Raw genomic sequence first — 22,424 nt, forward strand, 5'->3', positions numbered from 1 at the left:
CACACGAGTCATGGCAGCGTCCTGCGGAACACGAACACCACAGGACGGCGCTGAAGCAATGAAGTACGAGAGGATCGGAAAGGGATGCACGCTACTGGAGCGGAGGTCGACAGCGCGCGCGGCGTGTTCGCAGTGGACTCGACCGCCCCGGGTGCCGCACCGCGGGGACTCGACGTCTTCCGGCGCGGGTGGGAGACGCAGGTCGGCGACGATGTCTTCCAACTGCCGGCTTTCAGCCCGGACACGGTCGGTGACTTCCGGGTCAAGGGCAACGTGGCCAAGGTGCACGGCGCGGCGATCGCCGATCTCCACGCCGCGTCGCCAACCCGGACCGCGGACGTCCCGGGCGGCGATCAGGACCTGGTTGCCATGTACGTCGTGCGGCGCGGCGCATGGACTCTGGGCGGCCCGCCCGGTTACGGCGACCAGACCGTGTCGGCCGGGCAGTTCCTCGTCCGGCACCTGGGGGGCCTGACGGCCTTCGAGACGACGGCGCACCTCACGGCGAAGTTCCTCGTCCTGCCCCCCGGCGAGCTCAAACCCCTGCTCGGGACCCGGGTCATCACCGGGCCGGCGGACTCGGCCGAGATGCGCTTGCTGACGGCCCTTACAGACATGATTCACACCACCGTGGCCGACCTCGGCCCGGCCGGTGTCGCAGCGGCCCAAGGCACTCTGATCGAGCTGACCAAGGCGGTGGCGAAGGGCCGGTTCGACGATGTGGAACCCCGGTTGGCGCCCGCGCTCACCCAGGCAGCCAAGGACCTCGCGGACCGTCGGCTCGCCGACCCGGAACTTTCTCCGGCGATGCTCGCCCGCGAACTCAACGTCTCCGTCCGTACGCTGCACCGGGCATTCGCCGCGGTGGGTGAGCAGGTGACCACCTACATCCGCCACCGGCGACTGCATGAGGCCCGGCTCGCCCTCGTCTCGCCGTCAGGGCGCTTGAGCATTTCGGAACTTGCCGCACACTGGCAGTTCTCGGACGGCAGTCACTTCACCCGGGCCTTCAAGAAGCAATATGGTCAGACTCCCACCGAGTACGCCCGCTCGACCGGAGCAGCCTCGCTCTCGCCGAACCGGCACCCGGCGGGCCGCGGGTCGGCCGAAAGCGCGTGACCAGAGCTATGGCCACAGTTCAGCGGATGTCGCCGACTCACGTCCCAAGCAAGGCGGTGCGGCGCTTTAGGCGGCCTGGGCAGCGACTGGAGGCTCGACGACCTGCATCGCACGCGACCCTCCGACAACGAGGGCCGGGTAGGCCGGCCAGACGTCATTCCACGCCCCCCAGTGTGCGCAGCCGAACGGAACACGATGTTCGCAGGCCAAGACGGGAGACGAACCCCCCCCGTAAGTGTGATGATCCCTCATCACGGCACAAGGTCGCTGTGGGCCGGGCAGTTCCGCGGAAGCGTGGAGAAGTCGGTGCGACAGCAGCAGGAGCTTCGAGTCTGGTGCCGGGCGGTCGGTACGAATCGGTGACCTGGTGGTGGGCATCGGATGCTCGCCTGCCCCGGCAGGGGGCGTCCGGAAGTCGGCCGTGTGGCTTTGACAGTGACTTGAACTCGGGTCTGTCACCGTCAAAGCCAGCTGGCGGAGAGCGCTACTCGAACTGCCCGGGCCGGAAGACGACGCGACGTAAGGCTCACGTCATCTGGATGCCCAGGCGTACGCATTCGATGAGGTAGTCCCCGGTGTCGGCATCGATGGTGACACCGTGGGCCTCGCTGTGGAACCCGGGGAAGGCCCGGTCGAACGCCTCCAGCGCGCACAGATAGCGCAGGACCGGGCCGCCCGGCGCGCCGAGCGCTTCTCCGGGCATCAGGACGGGGATCCCCGGGGGAGTCACGGTCACCATGGCCGCGGCCACCCTGCCGGCGGCCTGGGCGAGGGGGAGCCGTTCCGTGCCGCCCCGGATCAGCTGCCGGTAGCACGCCTGGGGCGGGACGACGGGTTCCGGCAGCTGCTGGAAGGCGGTGTCCAGGGCGTCGATCAGTTCCGCCCGGGTGAGGTGTTCGTGCATGTCCTGGCAAAGACCGCGCAGGGTCGTGCCGCTGTAGCGCTGCGGGTAGCGCTCGACGAGGTCCGGCAGTACTTGGCGCAGCGGGGTGTCTGCGTCATGGAGGGCCTTGAAGTCCATGAGTGCGTCCATCAGGGTGCCCCACTTGCCCTTGGTGATGCCCATGGAGAACAGGACGAGGGTGGTGTAGGTGTCGGTCTTCTCCACGACGATGCCGCGGCCGGCCAGGTACGCGGTGAGGATCCGGGCGGGGATGCCCCAGGCGTCCGCCTCGCCGCGCGCATTGACGCCGGGGCAGGTCAGCGTCACCTTGACGGGGTCCAGCAGGCACTGGCCCTCGCTGAGTCCCTCGAAGCCGTGCCAGTCGGCCTCTGGGACGAGCTCCCAGCAGCGGGGATCGGAGGCCAGGAGTGTCGGGGAGGCGTCTGCGAAGGCCACGGTGGTCCCGTCGGCCGGGTCGGTGACGGTGTCGGGCTGCCAGACGCCGAAGAACCACGGCAGCCGGTCCCCGGCCTCCGCGATCCGGCGCCCGGTACGGACGACGGCCTGCCGGAACCGCACGGCCTCGGTCACCGCCTCGTTCACCAGCCACTCACCCTGCGGTCCGTCCATCATCGCCGCGGCCACGTCCAGCGAGGCGATCACCGGGTACAGCGCCGAGGTGGTGCCGTGCATCATGAACGTCTCGTTGAACCTGTGGTGCTCGACCGGCGCTCGGGGTGAGGACTTCACGTGGACCATGGCGCTCTGCGACAGGGCGGCCAGCAGCTTGTGCGTCGAATGGGTCGCGAAGACCGTAGGACGCTCGTCACCCTCGAAGGTGTCCGGCCCCACGGCCATGCCGTACCGGCCGGCGTACAGGGGATGGAAGCGTGCGTAGGCGAACCAGGCCTCGTCGAAGTGCAGCCGTGGAGTACTGGGTGCCAGTGTGCGCGCCGTCTCCACGGTGTCGTAGCACAGGCCGTCGTACGTCGAGTTCGTGATCACCGCGTACTGGGCCTGGGGCGATACCGCGCCGGGCGTCAGCGGGTGGGCGGCGATCCGGGCGGCGACCGCGGCAGGCGCCGTCTCGCGTGCCGGGAGCGGTCCGGCCAGCCCGTATCCGTTGCGGGTCGGGACGAGGTAGACCGGGCGCGCGCCCGAGATCACCAGCCCGTGCAGCACCGACTTGTGGCAGTTGCGGTCAACCAGGGCGATCTCGTCGGCGGTGACGCAGTAGTGGCCGACCATACGGTCCCCGGTGGAGTCGCCGTGGAGCACGAAGTACGTACGGTCGGCGCCGAAGATGCGGGCGGCGTTGCGCTCGGCTTCCCCGATGGGGCCGCTGTGCTCGAAGAGGGAACCCAGCTCGCCCACCGAGATCGACAGGTCGGTGCGGAAGAGCCGCTCACCGTAGTAGTCGAAGAAGGCCCGGCCGACGGGCGACTTCAAGAAGGCCACGCCGCCCGAGTGCGCCGGGGTGTGCCAGGAGTACTCGTGGGCGTCGTCGAACCGTCGCAGCGCTTTGAAGAACGGCGGCAGGACGGAGTCGCCGTACTCCCGGGCGGCGTTGAAGACCCGGCCCGCGATGAAGGACGGCGTGTCCTCCAGAGGCCAGATGTATCCGACGGCGGTCTCCGCCACCCACAGGGGGAGGCGGTCCAGGCCGTGGTCCGATTCCTCGCTCATGACGACGAAGACGGGCAGGGCCGTGAACCGGCGGGTGATCTGGCGCAAGACGGCCGCTCCCCGGCCGTCGCTGTCCTCGCCGGTCTCGGACGGCAGGTCCCAGGCGACGACCGCTGCCGACAGGCCCGCCTCCGTACGCAGGGCGGCGCAGGCCGCCTCGACGGTCCGCGCCCACCGCACCTCCAGTCCGCGGTTCTCCAACTCCTTGCCGATCCTTCGCAGTTGGTCACCGCCGACACCCCGGCCCAAGGGGTCCTCGCGCAACGCCAGCAGGACACTACCGTTCGCCATGACACTCTCCACGTGCGTCAATCCATCCCGACTTGCCAAGTGTCGAGTTCAAACACCACGGACCGGGTCGACTTCCGGCGACCCTCACCCGTTCGGCGGGGGCGCACGACAGGGCAACCCGCGTTCCGCAGACCTAAGGCCGAGCGAATGACGGCTCGCGCAGGTCTGGTTGTCCGTTATCCGTTATCCGTTGTCCGGGTCGGGCGCCGCCGGGCCTCTTCCGCGACTCTGCGACTCCGCGGCGCATCGCCGCAGCCGACCGGGGGCAGCGGTCCGGGTGTCACCCGAGGGTGCAGGCCCGGGAGCCGGTCGTACGTCTTGAAGGTGTAGACGGAGGAGAGGGCTCACGGCAGCGCAGGAACAGAGCTGGGAGGCTGTGGTGGTGGCTACTCCACAGGGTCAGCTGTTCCTCTACTCCGATGATTTCGGCAAGACCACCGAGCACGCAACCTCGCACGAAACCAACACGGTCCTCGTCGCCGGCTCTCGACGGCCTAGGAGCCTTCCCTGCTCGCCGGCCTCCACGGCGGCAGCGTCTACCGCCTGTGTCTGCAGAACCCCGTGCCGGGTCAGGCTCCCGCCCCCTACCCTGGCCCGAGCCTGCTCCTCAGGGTTGTCCCGTCCCGGAGAGGTGCCGGCTTTGACGGCACGTTGCGAGCTCACGGACGCGTTCCGTACGGGTGTCGATGCCGCCCACCGCACCGAGTACCTGCCGGCGATGGTACGGATGAGGTGCCAGCTGGCCCGGCCGCTGTGGGAGCAAGGGCAGCACGAGGAAGCGGCCGAACACCTGCGGCACGCCTCGGCCGCCTCCGCGTCGCTGGGGGAGTCGGTTGCGGAACGGAAGCTGAAGGCTTCGGCGGCCGAGTTCCAGGGGCTACTGAAGGCCGAGACCGGGGACCTGGCCGGTGCGGCGCCGGACTTCGAGGCGTCGAAGGCGATCCACACGGAGATCGGCAATGCGTACGGGGTGCTGTTGCAGACCTGCCTCCTGGGCCGGACCGCGTTGCGGGCCGGACAGCACCAGGAAGCGGTCGAATTGCTACGTGAGGCTCACCAGGCGGCCAAGGACCAGGAGCGGGAGCGCATGACCGCACGGACGGGCTTCGAGCCGCCGCTACCGGGTCGTCGCCGTCGACCAGCGCGGCCACGGCGCGAGCGAGCGCCGACCGGGCGATGTCTCCCGCGCTGCGTACGTGGCCGACGTCGGCGCTGTCATCGGACAGCTCGACCTGCGCCGGCCGGTCCTGGTGGGGCAGTCGCTGGGCGGCCACACCGCCATGCTCACCGCCGCCGCGCACCCCGACCTGCTGCGCGCGCTCCTCCTCATCGAAGCGGGACCGGGCGGCTCCGACCCGAACGTGCAGGCCGAGATCGGCGCAGCGCTCGGCGCGTGGCCGACGCCGTTCCCCTCGCGCCGGGTCGCCGTCGAGTTCTTCGGCGGCGGTGCTGTCGGCGAGGGCTGGGCGGCCGGACTGGAAGAGCGCGCCGACGGCTGGTGGCCGCGCTTCGACCGTGACGTGATGGTCGACGCACTGACGGAGAATGCCCGGCGTTCCTTCTGGGACGACTGGACAACCATTGCCTGCCCGACGCTGGTCATCCTGGGGCAATCCGGCATCATCCCCGCGCACGAGACGGAAGCCATGCTCCAACAGCGCCCCGAGACGGTGGCCGTGAGCGTCCCCAAAGCGGGGCACGACGTACACCTGGAACACCCTGAGATCCTGCGGCAAGTCCTTCAAGAATTCCTTGAGCACGTTGCCGGCCAGCCTGTTCGTGGGCAGGTCTGACCCCGACACCTTGGGACGCGTCCACGTATCAGCAGCGCGGCCTTCCTGTCTGCCGGGCCGTCTGTCTGCTGGCCTAGTGGGCTGTGCCGAGCCGCGTTCGAGGCCCGGACGACCTGGTGCCAGCGGGAACGCACGGAATCCGGGTCGTCACACCAGATCGTGGAAGACGGCGCGGGCAGAGGCAGGCCGGCCATGTAGTGGGCGCTGTCGGGGCTGGGCAGGGTGCCTGCGTCGCGGACGAGCGCGGCGATCCGCAGGGTGAGGCGGGTGGCGCGGAGGTCGAGGCCGGTGAGGTACTGCTCTGCAAGGTGGAGCTCGTCGTCCGCGCGGTCGCGCTCATCGAAGCCGAGTCCGCCGGCTCCTTGGACGTATCCGCCGGCAGCGGCGTGGGTGGGGCCGGAGCGGGTTACCGGGTGCGGAGGGCGTACACGGCGATGCCGGCGGTGGTTCTATTCGATGGCGCCGACCTTGTTGCGGAGGGTGGGCAGGGTACCGGTCTTTCCCGCGACGTGGACGTCGTCGAAGGGGAAGGAGTGGCACCGCGATCACCTCGACCCCTGCATGTTCCAGCTGCGAAGCTCCAGCGGCCTGATGGCGGGCTGCACCAAGGGCGAGCACCAGATCGGCCACCGGATGCCCGGCAATGGCGCCCAGTGCGTGGAGCCAGGGCGACGAATGAACCTCACCTGGAGCGACCGCGGCAACGCCTGCTGCCAGAGAAGGCCGCGTCGAGCTTCACCCAGCGGGGTGCGGTGATCGGCTCACAGGCGAAACGCCACTGCACCCCTTTGCCAGGCCGTCAGCCGCAGCCCGTCAGGACGGACACGCCTTCGTCACGAATGCTGGATGTCCGCTACGTGATATAGGAACCCTGTTTCCCGGGCCGACAGCGATGCCCGCCAGGCAGGTCCAGACGAGGTGCTCGTGAGTAAGAAGCCGAAGCCAGTAGGTGAGCCGCCGCCCCACGATGACCAGGCGGACCAGATGGCCCTCTTCACCGCGACGGCCGGGGCGGGCAAGACGGCGCAGACACGTCCCAGTGCTCCCCCCAGCCTCAACAAGGTGCTGAACAACTTGGTCACCGCCATTGCGCGCATGACCGGGATCGGCTACCCGGAGGTCAACCGGCGGCTGAACCGGAAACTGGGCGTTACCAGCAGAGCGGGCGCCTCCGACGCGCTCTTGGAGCGCGGCATCGCCTTGGCCGAGCAGTACATCGACCACGAATCTCGCCGCGCCGTGCGAGCAGCCACCCCTGCCGTCCCGCCCCAAGCCCCCCGCGCAGATCCCCTCAAGGCACCGGTGCAGCATCCGCGCACACCTCCTCGGCGTCCCGTTGGCCCCCCTCCGACGGACGAACAGCAGTGGGCGATCGAAACCAAACAGGCCGGCGCGCACTTCGCTCTGCAAGCAGGAGCCGGTACGGGCAAGACCACCACACTGGCGATGCTGGCCAGGAGCGACCGCGGGCGCGGTATGTTCCTGGCCTTCAACAGGCCAGTGGTCGACGACGCAGCACGCAAGTTCCCCCCACACGTCAGGTGCCTCACCGGGCACTCACTGGCGATGCGCGAGGTAGGCGGTCTCTACCGTGCACGTCTCGGCAAGCCACGCGAACCAAGCTGGAAGGCCGGCCTTCGCCTGGGCATCGCCACCACCATGCTGGTGCGCCTCGGCGAACGCAGGATCACCAACAAGACACTCTCCTACGTGACACTGGAGACCCTCGGCCGGTTCTGCCACTCAGCCGACACAGAGCCCTCGCCGTGGCACGTTCCCCGGTTGCGTGGCCTGCCCGACGAATACCGGCCCGAACTCGCCCGCATCGTGCTGCCATATGCCCGCAGGGCCTGGGCGGATGTGCAGGACCCCGATGGTCAGCGGGTGCGGTTCGACCCCAACCACGCCCTGAAGATCTGGGCCCTGACCAGGCCGCGCATCCCCGCCGACTACCTCCTCCTCGACGAGGCGCAGGACACGAACCCGGTGATGGAAGAGATCTTCAACGCGCAGCGGTCGCATGCCCAACTGATCATGGTGGGCGATTCCGCCCAGGCCATCTACGGATGGCGCGGCGCCCGCGACGTGATGACCGGCTTCGACGGCCTCCAGCTCACTCTGTCGCAGTCATTCCGCTTCGGTCCCGCGCTTGCCGAGGAAGCCAACCGGTGGCTACAGATCGTTGAGTCGCCCCTGCGCCTGCGCGGAACCCCCACCATCGATACCCGCATTGGACCGCTCCAGGAAGCGGACGCCGTGCTCTGCCGCACCAACAGCGGTGCGATCGCCGAGATCTTCCGGCTACTGGACGAAGGCAAGCGCGTCGCCCTGGTGGGCGGCGAGAGGGGGCTCAGGGACTTGGCTCGCGCAGCTGGCGAACTCAAGGCCGGACGCCGTGCCACTCACCCCGAACTCGTCTTGTTCCAGACCTGGGCGGAACTGCAGGAATACGCCGAAGAAGACCCGGCAGGGCACGATCTGCTGCCCCTCGTCGACATCATCGACAAGCACGGCGTCACTAAGGTCCTCGACGCGATGGACTGACTTCACGCGGAAGAGGACGCGGAAGTCACCCTGTCCACTGCACACAGGGCTAAAGGCCGGGAGTGGCCCGCAGTCCGCATCGCGAACGACTTCGACCCCCCTCCCTCCCGAGAATGTGACGCGGAAGGCACACCGGTCCCCGGCGTGCTCAGTCTTGAGGATTCGCGCCTGGCCTACGTTGCCGTCACACGTGCCCGCCAGCACCTTGACCTCGGAGGTCTCTCCTGGATCAACGACCACCCCGACGGCAGGCCCGGCATGCCCAGCACGACAGATCCCGGCCGCACGCAGAACGGCCCGCACCGCGCCGGCCCCGCCTCCTCGCCGTGGGACCGCCTCGGACCGCCGACCTGAGTCTCCCCGTCTCCGCTCGCCAGACTTCCGAGGCCCGTCAGGGTGAATCCCCGCGCGTCCTTGGGGCTTTGCTCCCACCCCGCACCTTTAGGGTCGCGGTGTGGCCGACTGGTTTCCCCCCATCTCTGAGTACGCCATTGCCCACGCGTGCCCTCGCTGCCGAGCCCAGCCCGGCGACCCCTGCACCGCCCCGCGGAAGAACGCCAGGCTGGCCCGCATCGATCAGATCCGGGCCGACGCAGGCCTGGAAGGTGTCACGCACGAGGCGGTCAAGCGGATGCACGCCCGGCGAATCGACGCGGCGATCCGGCACTACAACAGCGACGTGGCCAAGGCGCCGTGGCCCGAGGAGCGCGTGCCGGGCGAGCGCTACGACTCCCTGAGCCAGCCGCCCGTCAAGCCGAAAGTCGTCCTCCTACCCGCGCCCCGGGCCGACCGACCTCTGGCTCTCCGTGCTGCAGACGTCTTCGGTCGGCAGGGCGGACGGGTGTGCTGGCCCTACGGACTCCATCGGCCAGCCCCACCGAAGGCGAAGACCGAGGAGGCCCTCAGCCAGCACGAGGCCGCCGTCGCGGACCGGGATGCCGCCCAAGAGCAGATCACTTCCTGGGCCGAGTCCCTGGGTCTCAAGCAGAGCCAGTCCGGCTGCTGCCCCCGCTGGCTCCAGCGCGGCCGTAGCAGCCGATGCATGCCATGGGCGTGCACACAGTACGGCGGCAACGGCCTGGACCACGACTGGCTGGATCATCTCATTGCCTGGACCCGGGCCGGGAAGCCTGCTGCGATCACCACCGCGCCCTACGGCATCAGCCCTAAGGACGAGGCACGGCTGAGCTGGTGGACGGAGTCCGACTCACGACTTTCCGTGGCCCGAGGTGCTGGCTGGTACGGGTTCGGCACCTCTCAAATTGTCATGTGGCGCTCGGACCTGGTGAGCGCCACTGCATCGAACCCCACGGGCAAGAAGACCGCTTCCGCAGCCACGCAGCTCTGAGCGCGATCATGCCTGGCCGGCAGCGTGATCAACATGCCACGGCCGGAAGGAGCCGTCGAGCACGTGCGGGTGGTGCGCGACCCCGCGCCACATGTGGACGCTGTTCCCCTTCGGGGTGCCCTCGTGCGGGAAGAGCCGGGCGCGGACCACGGAGTCGATGCCGTCGGTGCCGACCAGCACGTCGGCCTCATCGACCACGGGCAAAGGGCTCGACCGGTCCAGGAAGTGGGCGCGGACGCCGAGCGAGGTCTGCTCGAACCTCTTGAAGAGCAGGCCGGTACGGACCGAGTCCGGCCCCAGCCGCTCACGCACCGCCGCCAGCAGCAGCATCTGCAGACGGCCACGGTGCACGGAGTACTGCGGCCAGTGGTATCCGGCCGCGCGTCCCAACGGCTCCTCCCAGACCACCTCGCCCGCCCGGTCGCGGTAGCTCAGCCGGTGCGGGGCAGCGCGACGGAGGCCAGCCCGCCGGCCAGGCCGAGTTCGGAGAGTTCCCGGACGGCGTGCGGCAGCAGATTGATCCCGACACCGATCGCCTCGACCTTTCGCGCCGCTTCGTACACCCGTGGCTCGAAGCCTGCGGCGTGCAGGCTCAGGGCACAGGTCAGCCCGGCGATGCCGCCGCCGACGACGGTCACTTTCATCGGTCTGTCCTCGCCCTTCGCCGGGGCCACGGGCATGGCCGACAGTCTCGTATCACCCTCGGGACAAGGACTCACGCCCGCGCCTGTCTGGCGGCGGCCGCATCGGCCGTCCTGGAGTTCGCCGACCGCTCCGGTCTGCTCAGCGGTTCGCTCGCGCTGGGGACGGTGGGCGGTCTGGAAGGCACCGTCGTTCCCCGACTGCTGGGGGAGTACCACCGGCGGTATCCGCGGGTGGCGGTGAGTCTCACCGGGGCGTCGAGCCCGGCCCTGCTCGGGAAGGTCCGCGACGGGGAGATCGACGCTGCCGTGGTTGCGGGACCGCCGGAAGGCGAGCCGGCCGGCGTCGCCTCGCGGGTGCTCCTGGAGGATCGGATCGTTGCGGTCCTCCCCCCCCCCCCCGGAGGCCGCCCCGCGAACCTCGCGAACCTTCCGATGACGCTCGACGAGGTGGTCCGGGGCCCGGTCATCAGCTACGGCCCCGACAGCGGAGTGCACGCGTACATCCGCGAGGCCTTCGCCGCGAAGGAATTGCGGCTGGACATCGCCTATGCGACGAACGACGTAGCGCTCCAACTCGCGCTGGTCGCCGAGGGGATCGGCACCGCTCTTACCTCCCACGCGAGTCCGGTCCTCGCAGCCGACCCGCGGTTCGTCGTCGTGCCGCTGGAGCCCGCCATCCGATGGCGGAAGGTGTTCGTATGGCGCGCAGGTGCCCGGCCGCCTGCGCCACTGCGAGCTTTCCAGGGCCTGTGGACGGAGCTGTCCGAGTAGCGCGAGCCGACGCGGCGGTTCAGCGCACCGCCATCGCTTCGATTCCGGGGAGGACGCCGGGCCCCCGCAGAACCACCCCCGCGCAGCCTGGAATCTGGCTCGGTCCCCCTCGCCCGGGTCCAACCGTCGGCGGACCCCCTGCCGCCGTATCGCCGAACTCTCTTCCGGGTGAACGTGTCCCCACCCTTGACTCCAGCCTTCAGAGCCCGCCGGATGGGCTCTACCCCAGCGGCGCTCCTGTGCAGGTCGCCGAGCTGACGGGGTCGGGGAAGGACTCCACCTCCTCCATCGGCAACAGCACGAACCTCTCGATGTGCTTCTACGAGCACAAGAACTACGGCGGTCTCGAGTTCCGTATCGGCCCCGGCGAGTGGTGGGCCGCGATGCCCTCGTGGATCGACAACAAGATCTCGTCCTACGGTCCCTGCTGACCGAGGGGCACCCGCTCAGGGCTTCGGATCCGGTCTTCGCCGGCCCTCTCGCGAGAACAGCGGGGCTGGACGGCCGCCGGGAGATTCGACCTCTTGCCGGGGTCATCAGCACCCCGTCGGGGCCCGTAGGAAAACCGCCACGAGTGTCGGGGAAAGACGCACGCCCGGGCAGCACCGCCCTGGCGAGGGACTCGGACGCTCCCGGGGCGGTCTGACCTGCAAGATTCACCCGCCGGATCTAGTTGCCGGTCGTGCCGTCGAGCATCTCGCGCAGGATGTCCAGGTGGCCGTTGTGGCGGGCTGTCTCCTCGGTGAGATGGAGGAGGATCCAGCGCAGGTCGACATAGAGGCCGTCGCGGATGGCTCGCTGGGCCTGCTTGTCCAGGCCATTCCCGGCGACCAGTGCGCGGTAGCGGGCGCTTTGTTCGGCGTATTCGTCGAGCAACTGCGTGAGTGGGAAGTCGACGGCGATACGCATCTCGCGGTCGGGGTCCTCATCGGTCCAGGGACCCCGGTCTTCCTCGCCGAGGAAGACCACTTGGAACCAGTGGTACTCGACCCAGCGGAGGTGGTTGATCACTCCGCTCATGGTCATCAGCGGTGAGCCCGGCAGGAGCGCCTTGCGGGCATTCTCTGCCGAGACGCCATCGCACTTGGCGCGGGCGGTGTTACGTGTGTAGTCGAGAAACGTGGTGAGCTGGGTGCGCTCGTCCCACGCGGGTGGCGTGTCGTCGATTCTTGTCATCGCGCGAAGCGTCCCCGATCATCGCGCCCGGTGTCGAGGCATTTAACGGCGGGCCCAACCTGCCCCACCAGCCTCCTCGTCCTCGTCCTCGGCCGCCATGGCACCGGCGGCCGGCTGCGCGCGGTCGGCCGGACCGTACCGCTGCGCCCGGACGCGGCCCGACAGGTCTCCGAGGCGTCGACCCCCAGGCCCTGCCAGCCTCACGGCAGAGCCCCGGAGGTACCCCGTATGGCCAGCAGGAATGGCAGTGTCTCCCGAGCCAGGTCCCAGGGGAGGCGTGTGTCCGACAGCCGCGCCATGGAGATCCTGTCCAGGGTCGGGCTCTGCGCACGGGGTGTGAGCTACGTGCTGGTGGGGCTGCTGGCCGTGCAGATGGGTTTCGGCGGCGAAAGTGGCAAGGAGGCCGACCGGTCGGGTGCGGTCCGGACCATCGGTGAGCAGCCGTTCGGCCGGGTGCTGCTGTGGGCGCTGGTGGTGGGGCAGCCGGCGATGGCGCTGTGGCGGCCGGGCGTCGTCTGGACTGCGGCCATGGCTTCTGGGACTGTGAGGGAGACAACCAGCCTGGTCTGGTGGGAGACCCCGCGCCGCCCCTACGGCCATGCAATGGCCAAGGCCTGGTACGGGTGGTCTCGCTCGGCTGCGCGTGGCCCTACGCCACGTGCTCAGCGGCTCTCTCTCCCGCATCGGCGGGCGACCGTGATGGGCTCGACCCCTGAACGGGGCGAACCATGGACAACAACATCCGCGTCACCATGAACCAGGGTCCAGAAGGCACATTCATCACGGTGGCCGGCGAACTGGACATGGACACCTGCCCGACCCTGCACCAGGCCACCGCCGCCGCGGCAGCCCATGGCACCCCCTTACGCCTGGACCTCATCGGCGTGCCCTTCATGGACGTCATCGCACTGAACCTGCTGCTCGACCTCCAGCGTGACTTCCAACGACGTCGAGCACCGTTGGTCATCAGTGGATTCCAGCGGCAGCCCACACGGCTTCTCACCCTCACCTCCAGCGACCACTTGCTCCCATGCACCCCGCCACGCAATGTCGTCTTCCCGCCGGTCTTCTGGGAGTTGGGGTCCCGCCTGACGCCGGCCCTGTGGCATGGAGCCGCGCATGCTGTCGACGTCGCGACGCGCAGGTGTTGACCGCCACAGCCGAGGGGACTGTGGCGAGCCCGGCTGAGCGGTCGAACCAGTGTGGTGCGTCCTGCGGGGCGAGGACGGTGAACAGGGCGCGGCGGGTCGCTCGGAACGACCCCGCGGCCGGCTGGGGAGGTTGGACGGGCGAGACGGTCCTGCCTCCGAGCGGGTTGCTGTTTCCACGGCCGCCTCCAGATCGTGCCGCGCGAGAGGCCGGGCAGGTGAGGCCGCAGAGATGCCGGGTACCCGTCTGCCGCCGCGACGTCCTGGACCCCGTCCTTGTCCGCCCGGAGTCGGTGGCGGAGATCAGCGCCGACCGGGCCGTGGACCGGGGCGGTGTCTTCCGGCACTCGGTCCGGTGCAAGCGGCTGCGCCTGGACGGACGTGGGGACGGAGGACGTTCCCCGGATCGGGCAGGGTCCGGCTGCGACGGCCGGCTGAGAGGTGCCCGGGCTCTGTGGTAGCCGCCGTCGGTCATCGGCGTGCCGCGACGCCGGGGCTGAGGTTCGGGCCGCCGCGGGCCGGCTGCGCTGCGGTGTGATTCGGTCGACCTTGCCGGCCCGTTCCCAGGGGAAGTGACCGGAGTCGAAGGAGACGAGCCGGCTTCAGCGGTGCGGGTCCGTGGTGCCTGTGGCGGGAGTGTCGATCTGTTCGGCGATCCAGGAGGCTGCGAACCGGGTCCAGAGCGCCGCCTCGCCGGCCCCTGGGGCAAGCCCGAGACCGTGGGGGCCGTGCGCGAAGACATGGACGGTGTGCGGGACGCCGTGCGCGGACAAGGCTGCCGCGAGGCGGTAGGTGTGCTCCGCGGGCACGTAGACGTCCTCGGCGGTGTGCCACAGGAAGAACGGTGGCGACTGGGCGGTCACGAGCCTGTCCAGCGACGTCCGGCGCCGCAGGTCCGGCTCGGCGTCCTCGCCTAGCAGGATGATCCGCGAGGGCCGGTACGTCTCGGTCTCCATCGACGTGTGTCAGGAGCCCCAGCGGGAGGCCCGTGCCGCGAGCTCGAGGGCGGTCACGCCGCCGGGTTCGCCGCGTTCGCGCAGGAATTCGCCGGGGACGGTGTAGCGGGCGCCGGCCTGCGGGGAGCGGGCGGCCTGCCGCACGACGTCGTCTACCAGGACGCTGGCCATGTCCAGCCGGGGATGGCGGCCGTGGAGCGCCTCCCCCTGGGCGTCGGTGACGAACTCGGTGCCGAAGCCGATGTCGACGCCGATGCCCCGATGGGTGAGGTAGGCCAGCACGCCACGGCGCTCCGCGATGCCGTCCGAGGTGTGCAGGGCGATCGCCTCCCACACCGGGTCGGTCTTGTCGGCGCCGTAGCCGTGCTCGGTGAGGAACCGGGCGGCCATGTCGGCGCCCTCGACCTCGAAGCGCGCCTTGCCCGGGGCCGACGGCGAGGCCCCGAGGTCGTGCAGGACACAGGCGTGGAAGAGGAGATCGGCATCGAAGTCGACGCCGGGCCTCAGCCCTTCGTGTTCGGCCAGCAGCGCGGCGAACACGAAGCTGCGGATGCTGTGGTTCGCGACCGGCTCGCTCTCGCTCGACCGGACGAGCTCGACGGCGGCACGGGCGACGGGTGTGTCCGGGAGCGCCGGCAGGAGGCGGAGTTCAGTGTCCATGGGACGACCGTAGGCGCGTATCGGACCCAACCGTCAGTGGCACCCATGCCATGAGGCGATAGAATCGTGCCATGACTGGTCGGGCATCAGGCGGAGCACACCACGTGGTCGTGGTGGCCCTCGACAACGTCCTCGCGCTGGACATCGGGATCCCGACGCAGATCTTCGGGAGCTGGCGGGACAGCCCGTACACGCTGACGGTCTGCGCGGAGCGGCCCGGCCCCGTCCCGATGCACGGCGGCCCCGCACTGTCCGTCGCGCACGGTCTTGACGCCCTGGCATCCGCTGACACCGTGATCGTCCCGGGCTACCTGGAGCCGGACGTGCCCGGCGGCGAGGTGACCGCCGCACTGGCGGGGGCGGCAGCCCGTGGCACCCGCATGGTGTCCATCTGCACCGGCGCGTTCGCCCTCGCCGCCGCCGGTCTGCTCGACGGCCGCCGGGCCACCACGCACTGGCTGTACGCGCAGGCGCTGGCCAGGCGGTACCCCAGGGTGACGGTCGTGCCCGAGGACCTGTACGTCGACGAGGGCCAGGTGCTCACCTCGGGCGGCGTGTCCTCCGGACTGGACCTGTGCCTCCACCTCATCCGCCGCGACCACGGCCCCCGCCTGGCGAACCAGCAGGCCCGCCTGCTGGTGGCCGCCCCGCACCGTACCGGTGGCCAGAGTCCGTTCATGGACCTGCCGGTGCGACCGGAGCCCTCCGACGGTGCAGCGCTGTACGACTGGGCCCTGCGCAACCTGCACCAGCCGCTCACCGTCGACCAGTTGGCGCGCCAGGCCGGCATGTCCCGCCGCACCCTGATCCGCCGCTTCCATACCGACACAGGCCTGCCACCCATGCGGTGGCTGCTCGATGCCCGGCTGGCCCGCGCACGCGAACTCCTCGAATCCGGCGACCTCACCGTCGAGGCCATCGCACGCCACTGCGGCCTGGGGACCCCAGCCAACTTCCGCACGCTGTTCAAGTCACACGTCGGAATACCGCCCAGCGTCTACCGAGAGACGTTCGCCGACTGACGGACGCCCAGGCGCAGTCTCCTCCTCGGCCACTACCGCTACAGGCGGTCGGCGTTCAGGGCTGGACCGCCAGGCCACCCCGGTCTCGCGGACAAGGGCACCGGTTCACGCCTGGCTGCCCCGCCCCGGCAGCGTTGATCGCCTCCAGGCTGAGCGACAGCGTTCCTAGAGGAAGCTGACCATCGCCCAGCACCGCGACGTCTCCGGTTCGTGGCTACGACAGGTTGCACGTGGCGAGCAACTTCCACCGGGCTTCGGCCCTTTCGGGCCGACCGGGCACCGCCGCTTCACCGAGTGGAGCCTGGACCGGTCGCGGTGCGCGATCGACTCAGTGAACATGCGGGCCCTCAAAGGGGGACCTGACGGTCCGAATCCCGTAGATCGCGGCAAGAATGGATCAAGATCCACTTGATCATGGAGCGGACCGGTCTGCCCCTCCCTATCGGGATCTCGGCTGCGAACACCCACGACAGCCAGGGTCTGCAGCCCTTGGTTCGCGGCATCCCGTCCATCGGGTCCCCGCCTGGAGGCTGCTCACCGGCGGGTAGCCGGGCCTGACTTTTGTCCGCGGACAGAAGTCAGGAGCCCGAGCCCGAGCCCGAGCCCGGGGGCGGGGGCGCGGGCGGGTGAGGGTGAGGGTGCTTGAGTGTGGGGCGCGGACTGGTCGCCGGTGGGTCAGGGGCAGGTCTCTTCGGTCTTGGCGACGGTGAAGGAGACCGGCTGGCCGCTGAGCGCGGTCCCGGGCTTCGGGTCCTGGCTGCACACCTTCCAGTTCGACTCCTGGAGCACCATGCGGCTCTGCACCGCGTCCTTCACCGTGATGCTCGCGTTGGACGGCAGGGATCCCCGTACAGCCTTCATGCCCTGGCCGGCGAAGTTCGGCATGGTGTCGCCGGCGGGCTTGGGGGCGGGGGCGTCGGTGGCCGGACAGGTCTCCTCCAGCTTGACTGCGCCGAAGTCGACGCTCGTGCTGGTGTCGATGCTCGCGCCGGCGGCGGGGGTCTGGGAGCAGACCTTCCAGTTCCGGTCGAGGGCCTGGAGCCTGTCGCGGCCGAGGGCGTCGTGGGACTTGAGGGCGTAGAACCCGGCGGCCTGCGCCTCGTCCTGGGCGGTCTGGAGGCCCTTGCCGGCGAAGTTCGGGAGCGTGGCGGTCTTTGTGGCGGGCGCGGCGCTGGAGGGCGCGGACGAGGCACCTGGGGCCGGTGCGCTCGGCGCTGCGGGCTTCCCGTTGCCGGAGGTCTGGGGGTTGCAGGCGGTGAGGGCGAGGGCGGTGGCAGCGGCGGTGGTGAGCAGGGTGATCGTGTGGTGTGTGCGCATCGCGCCATGTTCGCCGGGGCTGGGTGCCTGTGTGGTGGCTGTGACCGTTCTGTGACGCGCGAAAGCCCCGCGCGGTAACGGGCTTCGGTGTCTGGGTGCGCCGGACGTGAGGCCAGGATGGCCACGGCGGCTGATTTTCCAACGGGGCGCCACCTGGCTGGACTTGATGATCACCCAGATGATGAAGAGGAGCAGGGGGAGGACGGTCAGGCAACCTGCGCAGGCCATGCAGCTGTCGTCTGGCAGCTCCTCGCCGTTGGCTCGCCGGTTCATCGGCAGAGGGTCCGCCACGAACACGTCATCGCCTATGCCGGTGATGGTGGACATGCTCTTTCCCTTCGCTGAGCGCGTGCGGTCGCGCAATCGGTGTGGGCGTCAGGGCTGTTCACTGGCGGTCGAGGAATTGGACGACGTCAGTGGCGAACTGTTCGTGGTACTGGAAGAGGAAGCCGTGTGCCGAGTCCGGGTAGATCTTGATCTCCGCGCCGGGGATGAGCCCGGCCAGCAGGTGGGAATAGCGGGGGAGGATCATGGGGTCGCTGTCGCCGTTGGCGACGAACACCGGTGCCTGGATCGCGGTCACCCGTTCCAGGAGCGAGAAGCCGGGGATGCCCCAGGCGCAGACCGCGTCGTACTGCGCCTGGCGCGTCTGCCACGTCGCGGGCGCGTCCAGCTCTGCCCGGGTGAACATCCGCCCCATGGCCTTCTCGCCGGCCGACCGGCTCTCCGGCGATCGGGTGTAGAAGACGTCGAGCACCGATGGGGGGTCGATCTGCGGCCGGCCCACCGCGTCGATGACCCATTTCGCCCACCCGTGCATACCGGGTGCACCCTGCGGTGCTGCCGAGGCGAGCACGACGCGCCGCGCGAGCGCGGGCCGGATCAGCGCGATCTCCTGGGCCACGAAGGAGCCCAGGGAGAAGCCGAGGATGTCGACCTGGGCCAGGTCCAGGGCGTCGGTGAAGGCGATGGCGTCCAACGCCATCTGCGTGATGGTGCCGGGTGTCCGGCCGCTGGACCGGCCGACGCCGGCGTTGTCGAAAGCGATGACGCGCCGGCTCTGGGCCAGGGTGTCGACCAGGGCGGGATCCCAGTTGTCGAGGTTGCCCCGGAAATGCATGAGCAGGACCAGCGGCACACCGCCCTCGCCGACCTCGCGGTACGCGTACTCGATGCCGTTGGCGGCAGACACCGTCGTGATGGGCGCCTGCGCGTAGGACCGTGCCATAGGAGTCTCCCTTCAGGCCCGTCCTGTATGGGTCGTGATCGACGCTGGGACGGGCAGGAGCCGGTAGTAGGCCACTGAACCCCATCAATGTATAGCGATCGCTTTACCTGCTGTCGACGCTACGCCGCCCGGTATTGGTTGTAAAGCGATCGCTATACTTATGGGTATGGGGGCAACGACATCCATCAGCGGGGCGATCCGCGGCGGGCGCGGTGCGCGTGAGCGCATCCTGCGGGCGGCGGAGGAGCTCTTCTACACGCGCGGCATCCACGCCACCGGCGTGGCGGCGCTCATCGAGGCCGCGCACGTTTCGTCCCGCACCTTCTATGTTCACTTCCCGACCAAGAACGCGCTGGTGGAGGAGTATCTCCGCCGGTTCGAATCCGAGACGCCGATCGCCGCCGAAGCAGAGCTGGAGCGCGACGACCTCCCTCCCGCCCAACGGCTGCTGGCGATCTTCAACCCCCTTGAGGGGGACCCGCCAGCGCTCATTCGCGGGTGCCCCTTCCACAACGCCGTCATCGAGGGCGCTGGAGAACTCCCGGAGGTCGCCCGCCTCGCGCAACGCCACAAGCAAGCCTTCCGCGATCGCCTCGTGGCCACAGCCGCAGAGGCCGGAGCAGCCGACCCGGAGGCCTTCGGCAGGCAGCTCGCCGTGATCTTCGAAGGCGCCAATGCGCTGGCAGCCTCCTGCAACGACGCGCAGGTGTTCACGGATGCCCGGCGAGCCGCCAAGACGCTCCTGGACATTGCTTTGAGCGCTGCGCCCGGAGGGTGAACGTTCCGTGACCCAGGCGGACGCTTGCGGCCGTACCGGGCGGCCGCGTCGCGGCTTGTGCCGACGAAGCCCAGGCCGCCGACGCCTCGTCGGGCCTGGGCGCTGTCGCGCTCGCGCGTGCGACGTGCGCGTTTCCCCAGGGGGAGCGCCGCCGCTCGGTGGAAGACCGGCTCCTGTGGAGGGGCGGACTGGGCCACGGCGTGGCGGACGACGCGCAGTGCCACCTTCCCGCCTTCAGCGACAGAGGCCTAGGACGGCCGGCGGATCTCCGTGACGATCGTGTAGAGCTCGACGATGACGCCCCGCCGGCGCGGACGATGTCCATGCCGCTGACCATCGGCGGTCGACCGTCGGCCGGGCCGTAATGGAATCCGAGGTGGCCGATGTCGTCGAGCCCCGACGTGGTGCCTGCGGGTCGCAAGACCCAGTCCGGGTTCTCGGCACGCAACTCCGTGGCGCGGCGCGTGAGGTCCGTGCGCCCATGGTTGATGCGGTCCGGTTCGTGCCACACCACGTCTTCGGCGTAGTTCTCGGCGATGACCGCGGCCCGGCGCTCCGGGTCGGGTTCGTTGAACACCTCGAGAAGGTTGACTCGCATCAGATCGGCGGCGGATCTGGTCACGGTGAGTCCGTTCGTGGGGCTGGTCGGTCGGTGTGGCGGGGGGCCACCGGTCCGCGCGGCCGAGTGGGTCAGTTCGCGACGGCTGGGGCCGTCCGTAGCGGGGCGAGAGCCGAGGTCCAGGCGATGACCTGGTCGAGCATGGTGTCGAGGGTGCGCAGGTTGTGGTCGCCGGGCTTGAAGACGCTGAAGTTCTCGAACTCGGTGATCAGGGAGAGCGTGACCTGCTGGCGTACGTCGGCCATCTGGAGCTCGGCGGCGACCAGGCGCAGGTGCTCGGCGGACCGTACGCCGCCCGCGGCGCCGTAGGAGACCAGGCCGAGGGCCTTGTTGTTCCACTCGGCGTAGAGGTAGTCGAGGGCGTTCTTCAGTACGCCGGGGATGCCGTGGTTGTACTCGGGGGTGACGATGACGAAGCCGTCGTACGCGGCGATCGTCTCGGCCCAGCGCCGGGTGTGTCGTTCTGGTACTGGCCGAGCGAGGGCGGCATCGGCTCGTCGAGGTGGGGGAGGGGGTGGTCGCGCAGGTCGAGCAGCTCGAACGTGGCGTCGGTCCGGCGCGAGGCGTGGTCGAGGACCCAGTGGGCCACCTGGTCGCCGACGCGGTGGGGTCGGGTGCTGCCGAGGATGACGCCGATGGTGGTCATGGTTTGCCTGCCTCTTCGTGGTGCCTTGCGCCTGGGGGCCACGCGCTGCCCGGAAGGTCGGTGATCGGGCGGGCGCGCTGCCCAGCAGCATGTTGCCGGGTTTCAGAGAGAGGTTCGGGTCACCTCCGCGCGGCGGGCGGCGCCGTGACGGCGGAGGAGAAGTCGGGCTGCACGCCGAGCTGGGCGAGCATGACGCTGAGGCCGACGTAGCAGTTGAACTCCTTGATCCTGCCGTCCTCGACGTACCAGAATTCGGCCGTCGGGATGCTGAGCCGGGCGCCGGTGGGCCGGATGGTGCCGGCGGGTGTCTCGAACGGCCCGGTGACGGTGCCCTGGATCACGGCCGGGGCGGCTTGCCGGAACGGTGCCAGGTGTCCGGTCATCCTCATGGCGCCCTGAAAAAGACGCTTGACCTCGACCAGGCTTGAGGTGTGACGATGATCCACATGACCACGGAATCCACATCCCGCGCGGCAGACATCGAAGCGATCGGCCGACTCGTCGCCACCGTCGAGCACTCCCAGCAGAACAAGGACCCCGAGGAGTTCCTCGGCCTCTTCCATCCGGAGGCGATCTGGACGACGGCCCACGGCAAGGTCCTCATCGGACTCGACGCGATCGCGGAGTTCACCCGCAAGGTCCTCCCCGCGGCGAACTGGGACGGCAAGGTCACCTACGAGGTGGACCACGTGCTCTTCATCCGCCCCGACGTCGCGGCGGTCAAGGTCCGTCAGCGTTACCTGGCCCCGGGCGAGGAGAGCGAGGGCGCCCCGCTGTACGTGATCTCGAAGCAGGCCGACGGCCGCTGGCTGCTGACCGCCTGCCAGAACACGGGGGTCGTCGCCGACTAGTGCTGTGACCGGGAAGGTTCACCGGGTCACGACGCCCGGCACGGCACCTCGCCGCGTTGTCGGAGCGCGCAAGTACGTCCAGTACGAGCCGCGGCCCTGCGCCTTGCGATGCTTCCCCCAGGCCCTGCGGGCCTGGGGATACCCCATGCACCGGACGCCGCGACCCGGCAAACCTTCCCGGCCACAGCACTAGGGGAGTTGAAAGGCTGTCGCAGCTTGATGAGTAATGGTCTTAGGCCCTGAGCACCCCTATACTTCGGCCTATGCAGTCCATGATGATCAGGCGTGCCACTGATCAGGATGCCGAGGGCCTCACCGCGCTGGTGCAGAGGTCCAGCGCCTATCAGGGGCAGTACGCCACGGTGATCTCCGGCTACCGTGTCACGGCTGACTACATCGACCGGCACCAGGTCTTCGCGGCGGTCGAGACGACCGGCCGGCTCCTGGGCTTCTACGCCCTGGTCCTGGAACCGGCCGAACTGGACCTGGCGTTCGTATCGGATGAGGCACAGGGAACGGGGGTCGGCCGTCTCCTCGTGGAGCACATGATCGACCAGGCCGGGAGAGCGGGCCTGGCGCACGTGCGTGTCGTATCGCACCCTCCGGCCGAGCAGTTCTACCGGCGCCTGGGCGCCGAGGTGGTGGGGAAGGTTCCTCCCTCACCGCCGAAGGTGACCTGGGAACGCCCGGAATTGCGGTTCGCCATAGTTGACCGAAGCATCGAGCACCCGGACGTCACAGCCACTCGTTGACCGCGGCGATGGCGACGGTGGCTTCGAAGCGGACCCCGGGTTGGTCGAACCGGGCAGCCACGGGCCGGTTGCGTTTGGGCCGATCGATGCCGCACTCGACCGCGTCCTGGGCCCTGTAGTCCTTGAGGCCGATGAAGCAGGCCCACGTCTGCGACCTGGGCCTGTTTGCTGCGGTCATCGGTTTGGCCGGAC

At 69.5% G+C, this 22,424-nt stretch carries 19 protein-coding genes and 6 pseudogenes; 14 read left to right on the forward strand and 11 right to left on the reverse strand.

Annotated elements, in window-relative coordinates; genetic code table 11:
• The first annotated feature begins 273 nt into the window (after positions 1 to 273).
• Complete coding sequence (locus ACZ573_RS07735; protein ID WP_471300465.1) at positions 274 to 1,119, forward strand: helix-turn-helix domain-containing protein; 846 nt, start codon at positions 274 to 276, stop codon at positions 1,117 to 1,119.
• Between the two features lie 526 nt (positions 1,120 to 1,645).
• Here ACZ573_RS07735 and ACZ573_RS07740 read toward each other — a convergent pair.
• A complete protein-coding gene (locus tag ACZ573_RS07740; RefSeq protein ID WP_471300467.1) occupies positions 1,646 to 3,979 on the reverse strand; it encodes an Orn/Lys/Arg family decarboxylase in 2,334 nt (777 codons plus the stop codon).
• Between the two features lie 1,103 nt (positions 3,980 to 5,082).
• On the opposite strand from ACZ573_RS07740, the pseudogene ACZ573_RS07745 reads away from it, so the two are divergent.
• From ACZ573_RS07745 to ACZ573_RS07755, 3 genes and pseudogenes are all read left to right on the forward strand, one after another.
• Positions 5,083 to 5,772 (forward strand): annotated as a pseudogene (locus tag ACZ573_RS07745) (alpha/beta fold hydrolase); the annotation flags it as partial.
• 1,302 nt (positions 5,773 to 7,074) lie between these two features.
• Positions 7,075 to 8,670 (forward strand): annotated as a pseudogene (locus tag ACZ573_RS07750) (UvrD-helicase domain-containing protein).
• A 100-nt stretch (positions 8,671 to 8,770) separates the two neighbouring features.
• Positions 8,771 to 9,664 (forward strand): hypothetical protein, encoded by an 894-nt coding sequence (locus ACZ573_RS07755; protein ID WP_471300470.1) that lies wholly within the window; start codon positions 8,771 to 8,773, stop codon positions 9,662 to 9,664.
• Between the two features lie 6 nt (positions 9,665 to 9,670).
• Here ACZ573_RS07755 and ACZ573_RS07760 read toward each other — a convergent pair whose 3' ends face one another.
• Positions 9,671 to 10,054, reverse strand: coding sequence for a hypothetical protein (locus ACZ573_RS07760; protein ID WP_471300473.1), 384 nt, complete (start codon positions 10,052 to 10,054; stop codon positions 9,671 to 9,673).
• 41 nt (positions 10,055 to 10,095) lie between these two features.
• Positions 10,096 to 10,344: an NAD(P)-binding protein gene (locus ACZ573_RS07765; RefSeq protein ID WP_471300475.1), complete on the reverse strand. Its 249-nt coding sequence runs from the start codon at positions 10,342 to 10,344 to the stop codon at positions 10,096 to 10,098.
• A 129-nt stretch (positions 10,345 to 10,473) separates the two neighbouring features.
• On the opposite strand from ACZ573_RS07765, the gene ACZ573_RS07770 reads away from it, so the two are divergent.
• The 3 genes and pseudogenes from ACZ573_RS07770 to ACZ573_RS07780 all read left to right on the forward strand — a co-directional run.
• Positions 10,474 to 11,079 carry a LysR substrate-binding domain-containing protein gene (locus tag ACZ573_RS07770; protein ID WP_471300478.1) on the forward strand — a complete coding sequence of 202 codons (606 nt, stop codon included), beginning with the start codon at positions 10,474 to 10,476 and terminating at the stop codon, positions 11,077 to 11,079.
• A 239-nt stretch (positions 11,080 to 11,318) separates the two neighbouring features.
• The gene (locus ACZ573_RS07775; protein ID WP_471300480.1) at positions 11,319 to 11,510 is read left to right on the forward strand and encodes a hypothetical protein; all 192 of its coding nucleotides are present in this window, start codon (positions 11,319 to 11,321) and stop codon (positions 11,508 to 11,510) included.
• Between the two features lie 82 nt (positions 11,511 to 11,592).
• Positions 11,593 to 11,739 (forward strand): annotated as a pseudogene (locus tag ACZ573_RS07780) (IS5/IS1182 family transposase); the annotation flags it as partial.
• 9 nt (positions 11,740 to 11,748) lie between these two features.
• Here the strand turns inward: ACZ573_RS07780 and ACZ573_RS07785 are convergent.
• Positions 11,749 to 12,255: a DinB family protein gene (locus ACZ573_RS07785; protein ID WP_471300483.1), complete on the reverse strand. Its 507-nt coding sequence runs from the start codon at positions 12,253 to 12,255 to the stop codon at positions 11,749 to 11,751.
• Between the two features lie 297 nt (positions 12,256 to 12,552).
• Between ACZ573_RS07785 and ACZ573_RS07790 the strand changes: the two genes are divergently transcribed.
• Together ACZ573_RS07790 and ACZ573_RS07795 are read left to right on the forward strand one after the other, a co-directional pair.
• The gene (locus ACZ573_RS07790; protein ID WP_471300486.1) at positions 12,553 to 13,011 is read left to right on the forward strand and encodes a DUF1206 domain-containing protein; all 459 of its coding nucleotides are present in this window, start codon (positions 12,553 to 12,555) and stop codon (positions 13,009 to 13,011) included.
• Positions 12,984 to 13,406, forward strand: a complete 423-nt coding sequence (locus ACZ573_RS07795) for an STAS domain-containing protein (RefSeq protein WP_471300489.1) — start codon at positions 12,984 to 12,986, stop codon at positions 13,404 to 13,406. The genes ACZ573_RS07790 and ACZ573_RS07795 overlap by 28 nt, the downstream gene beginning before the upstream one ends.
• A 599-nt stretch (positions 13,407 to 14,005) precedes the next feature.
• Here ACZ573_RS07795 and ACZ573_RS07800 read toward each other — a convergent pair.
• The gene (locus ACZ573_RS07800; protein WP_471300491.1) at positions 14,006 to 14,359 is read right to left on the reverse strand and encodes an alpha/beta hydrolase; all 354 of its coding nucleotides are present in this window, start codon (positions 14,357 to 14,359) and stop codon (positions 14,006 to 14,008) included.
• 9 nt (positions 14,360 to 14,368) lie between these two features.
• Positions 14,369 to 15,019 carry an HD domain-containing protein gene (locus ACZ573_RS07805; protein ID WP_471300494.1) on the reverse strand — a complete coding sequence of 217 codons (651 nt, stop codon included), beginning with the start codon at positions 15,017 to 15,019 and terminating at the stop codon, positions 14,369 to 14,371.
• A 71-nt stretch (positions 15,020 to 15,090) separates the two neighbouring features.
• On the opposite strand from ACZ573_RS07805, the gene ACZ573_RS07810 reads away from it, so the two are divergent.
• Together ACZ573_RS07810 and ACZ573_RS07815 are read left to right on the forward strand one after the other, a co-directional pair.
• A complete protein-coding gene (locus ACZ573_RS07810; protein WP_471300498.1) occupies positions 15,091 to 16,041 on the forward strand; it encodes a GlxA family transcriptional regulator in 951 nt (316 codons plus the stop codon).
• A gap of 387 nt (positions 16,042 to 16,428) precedes the next feature.
• Positions 16,429 to 16,599 (forward strand): annotated as a pseudogene (locus ACZ573_RS07815) (hypothetical protein); the annotation flags it as partial.
• A gap of 117 nt (positions 16,600 to 16,716) precedes the next feature.
• Here ACZ573_RS07815 and ACZ573_RS07820 read toward each other — a convergent pair.
• Both ACZ573_RS07820 and ACZ573_RS07825 read right to left on the reverse strand, forming a co-directional pair.
• On the reverse strand, positions 16,717 to 17,358 hold the full coding sequence (locus ACZ573_RS07820) for a hypothetical protein (protein WP_471300501.1): 642 nt from the start codon (positions 17,356 to 17,358) through the stop codon (positions 16,717 to 16,719).
• Positions 17,359 to 17,743: 385 nt separating this feature from the next.
• Complete coding sequence (locus ACZ573_RS07825; protein WP_471300504.1) at positions 17,744 to 18,586, reverse strand: alpha/beta fold hydrolase; 843 nt, start codon at positions 18,584 to 18,586, stop codon at positions 17,744 to 17,746.
• Positions 18,587 to 18,752: 166 nt separating this feature from the next.
• Here ACZ573_RS07825 and ACZ573_RS07830 point away from each other — a divergent pair, with 166 nt between their 5' ends.
• The gene (locus tag ACZ573_RS07830) at positions 18,753 to 19,364 is read left to right on the forward strand and encodes a TetR/AcrR family transcriptional regulator (RefSeq protein WP_471300507.1); all 612 of its coding nucleotides are present in this window, start codon (positions 18,753 to 18,755) and stop codon (positions 19,362 to 19,364) included.
• Between the two features lie 690 nt (positions 19,365 to 20,054).
• Here ACZ573_RS07830 and ACZ573_RS07835 read toward each other — a convergent pair.
• Positions 20,055 to 20,629, reverse strand: a pseudogene (locus ACZ573_RS07835) (NADPH-dependent FMN reductase).
• A 119-nt stretch (positions 20,630 to 20,748) separates the two neighbouring features.
• Positions 20,749 to 21,012, reverse strand: coding sequence for a hypothetical protein (locus tag ACZ573_RS07840; RefSeq protein ID WP_471300510.1), 264 nt, complete (start codon positions 21,010 to 21,012; stop codon positions 20,749 to 20,751).
• Positions 21,013 to 21,066: 54 nt separating this feature from the next.
• On the opposite strand from ACZ573_RS07840, the gene ACZ573_RS07845 reads away from it, so the two are divergent.
• Together ACZ573_RS07845 and ACZ573_RS07850 are read left to right on the forward strand one after the other, a co-directional pair.
• A complete protein-coding gene (locus ACZ573_RS07845) occupies positions 21,067 to 21,480 on the forward strand; it encodes an SgcJ/EcaC family oxidoreductase (RefSeq protein ID WP_471300664.1) in 414 nt (137 codons plus the stop codon).
• A gap of 263 nt (positions 21,481 to 21,743) precedes the next feature.
• Entirely contained in the window at positions 21,744 to 22,232 is a 489-nt protein-coding gene (locus ACZ573_RS07850) for a GNAT family N-acetyltransferase (RefSeq protein WP_471300512.1), read from the forward strand.
• Here ACZ573_RS07850 and ACZ573_RS07855 read toward each other — a convergent pair.
• Positions 22,216 to 22,424 (reverse strand): annotated as a pseudogene (locus ACZ573_RS07855) (hypothetical protein); the annotation flags it as partial. The gene ACZ573_RS07850 and the pseudogene ACZ573_RS07855 sit on opposite strands and share 17 nt — an antisense overlap.

Source organism: Streptomyces sp. NPDC040545 (genome assembly GCF_055595065.1).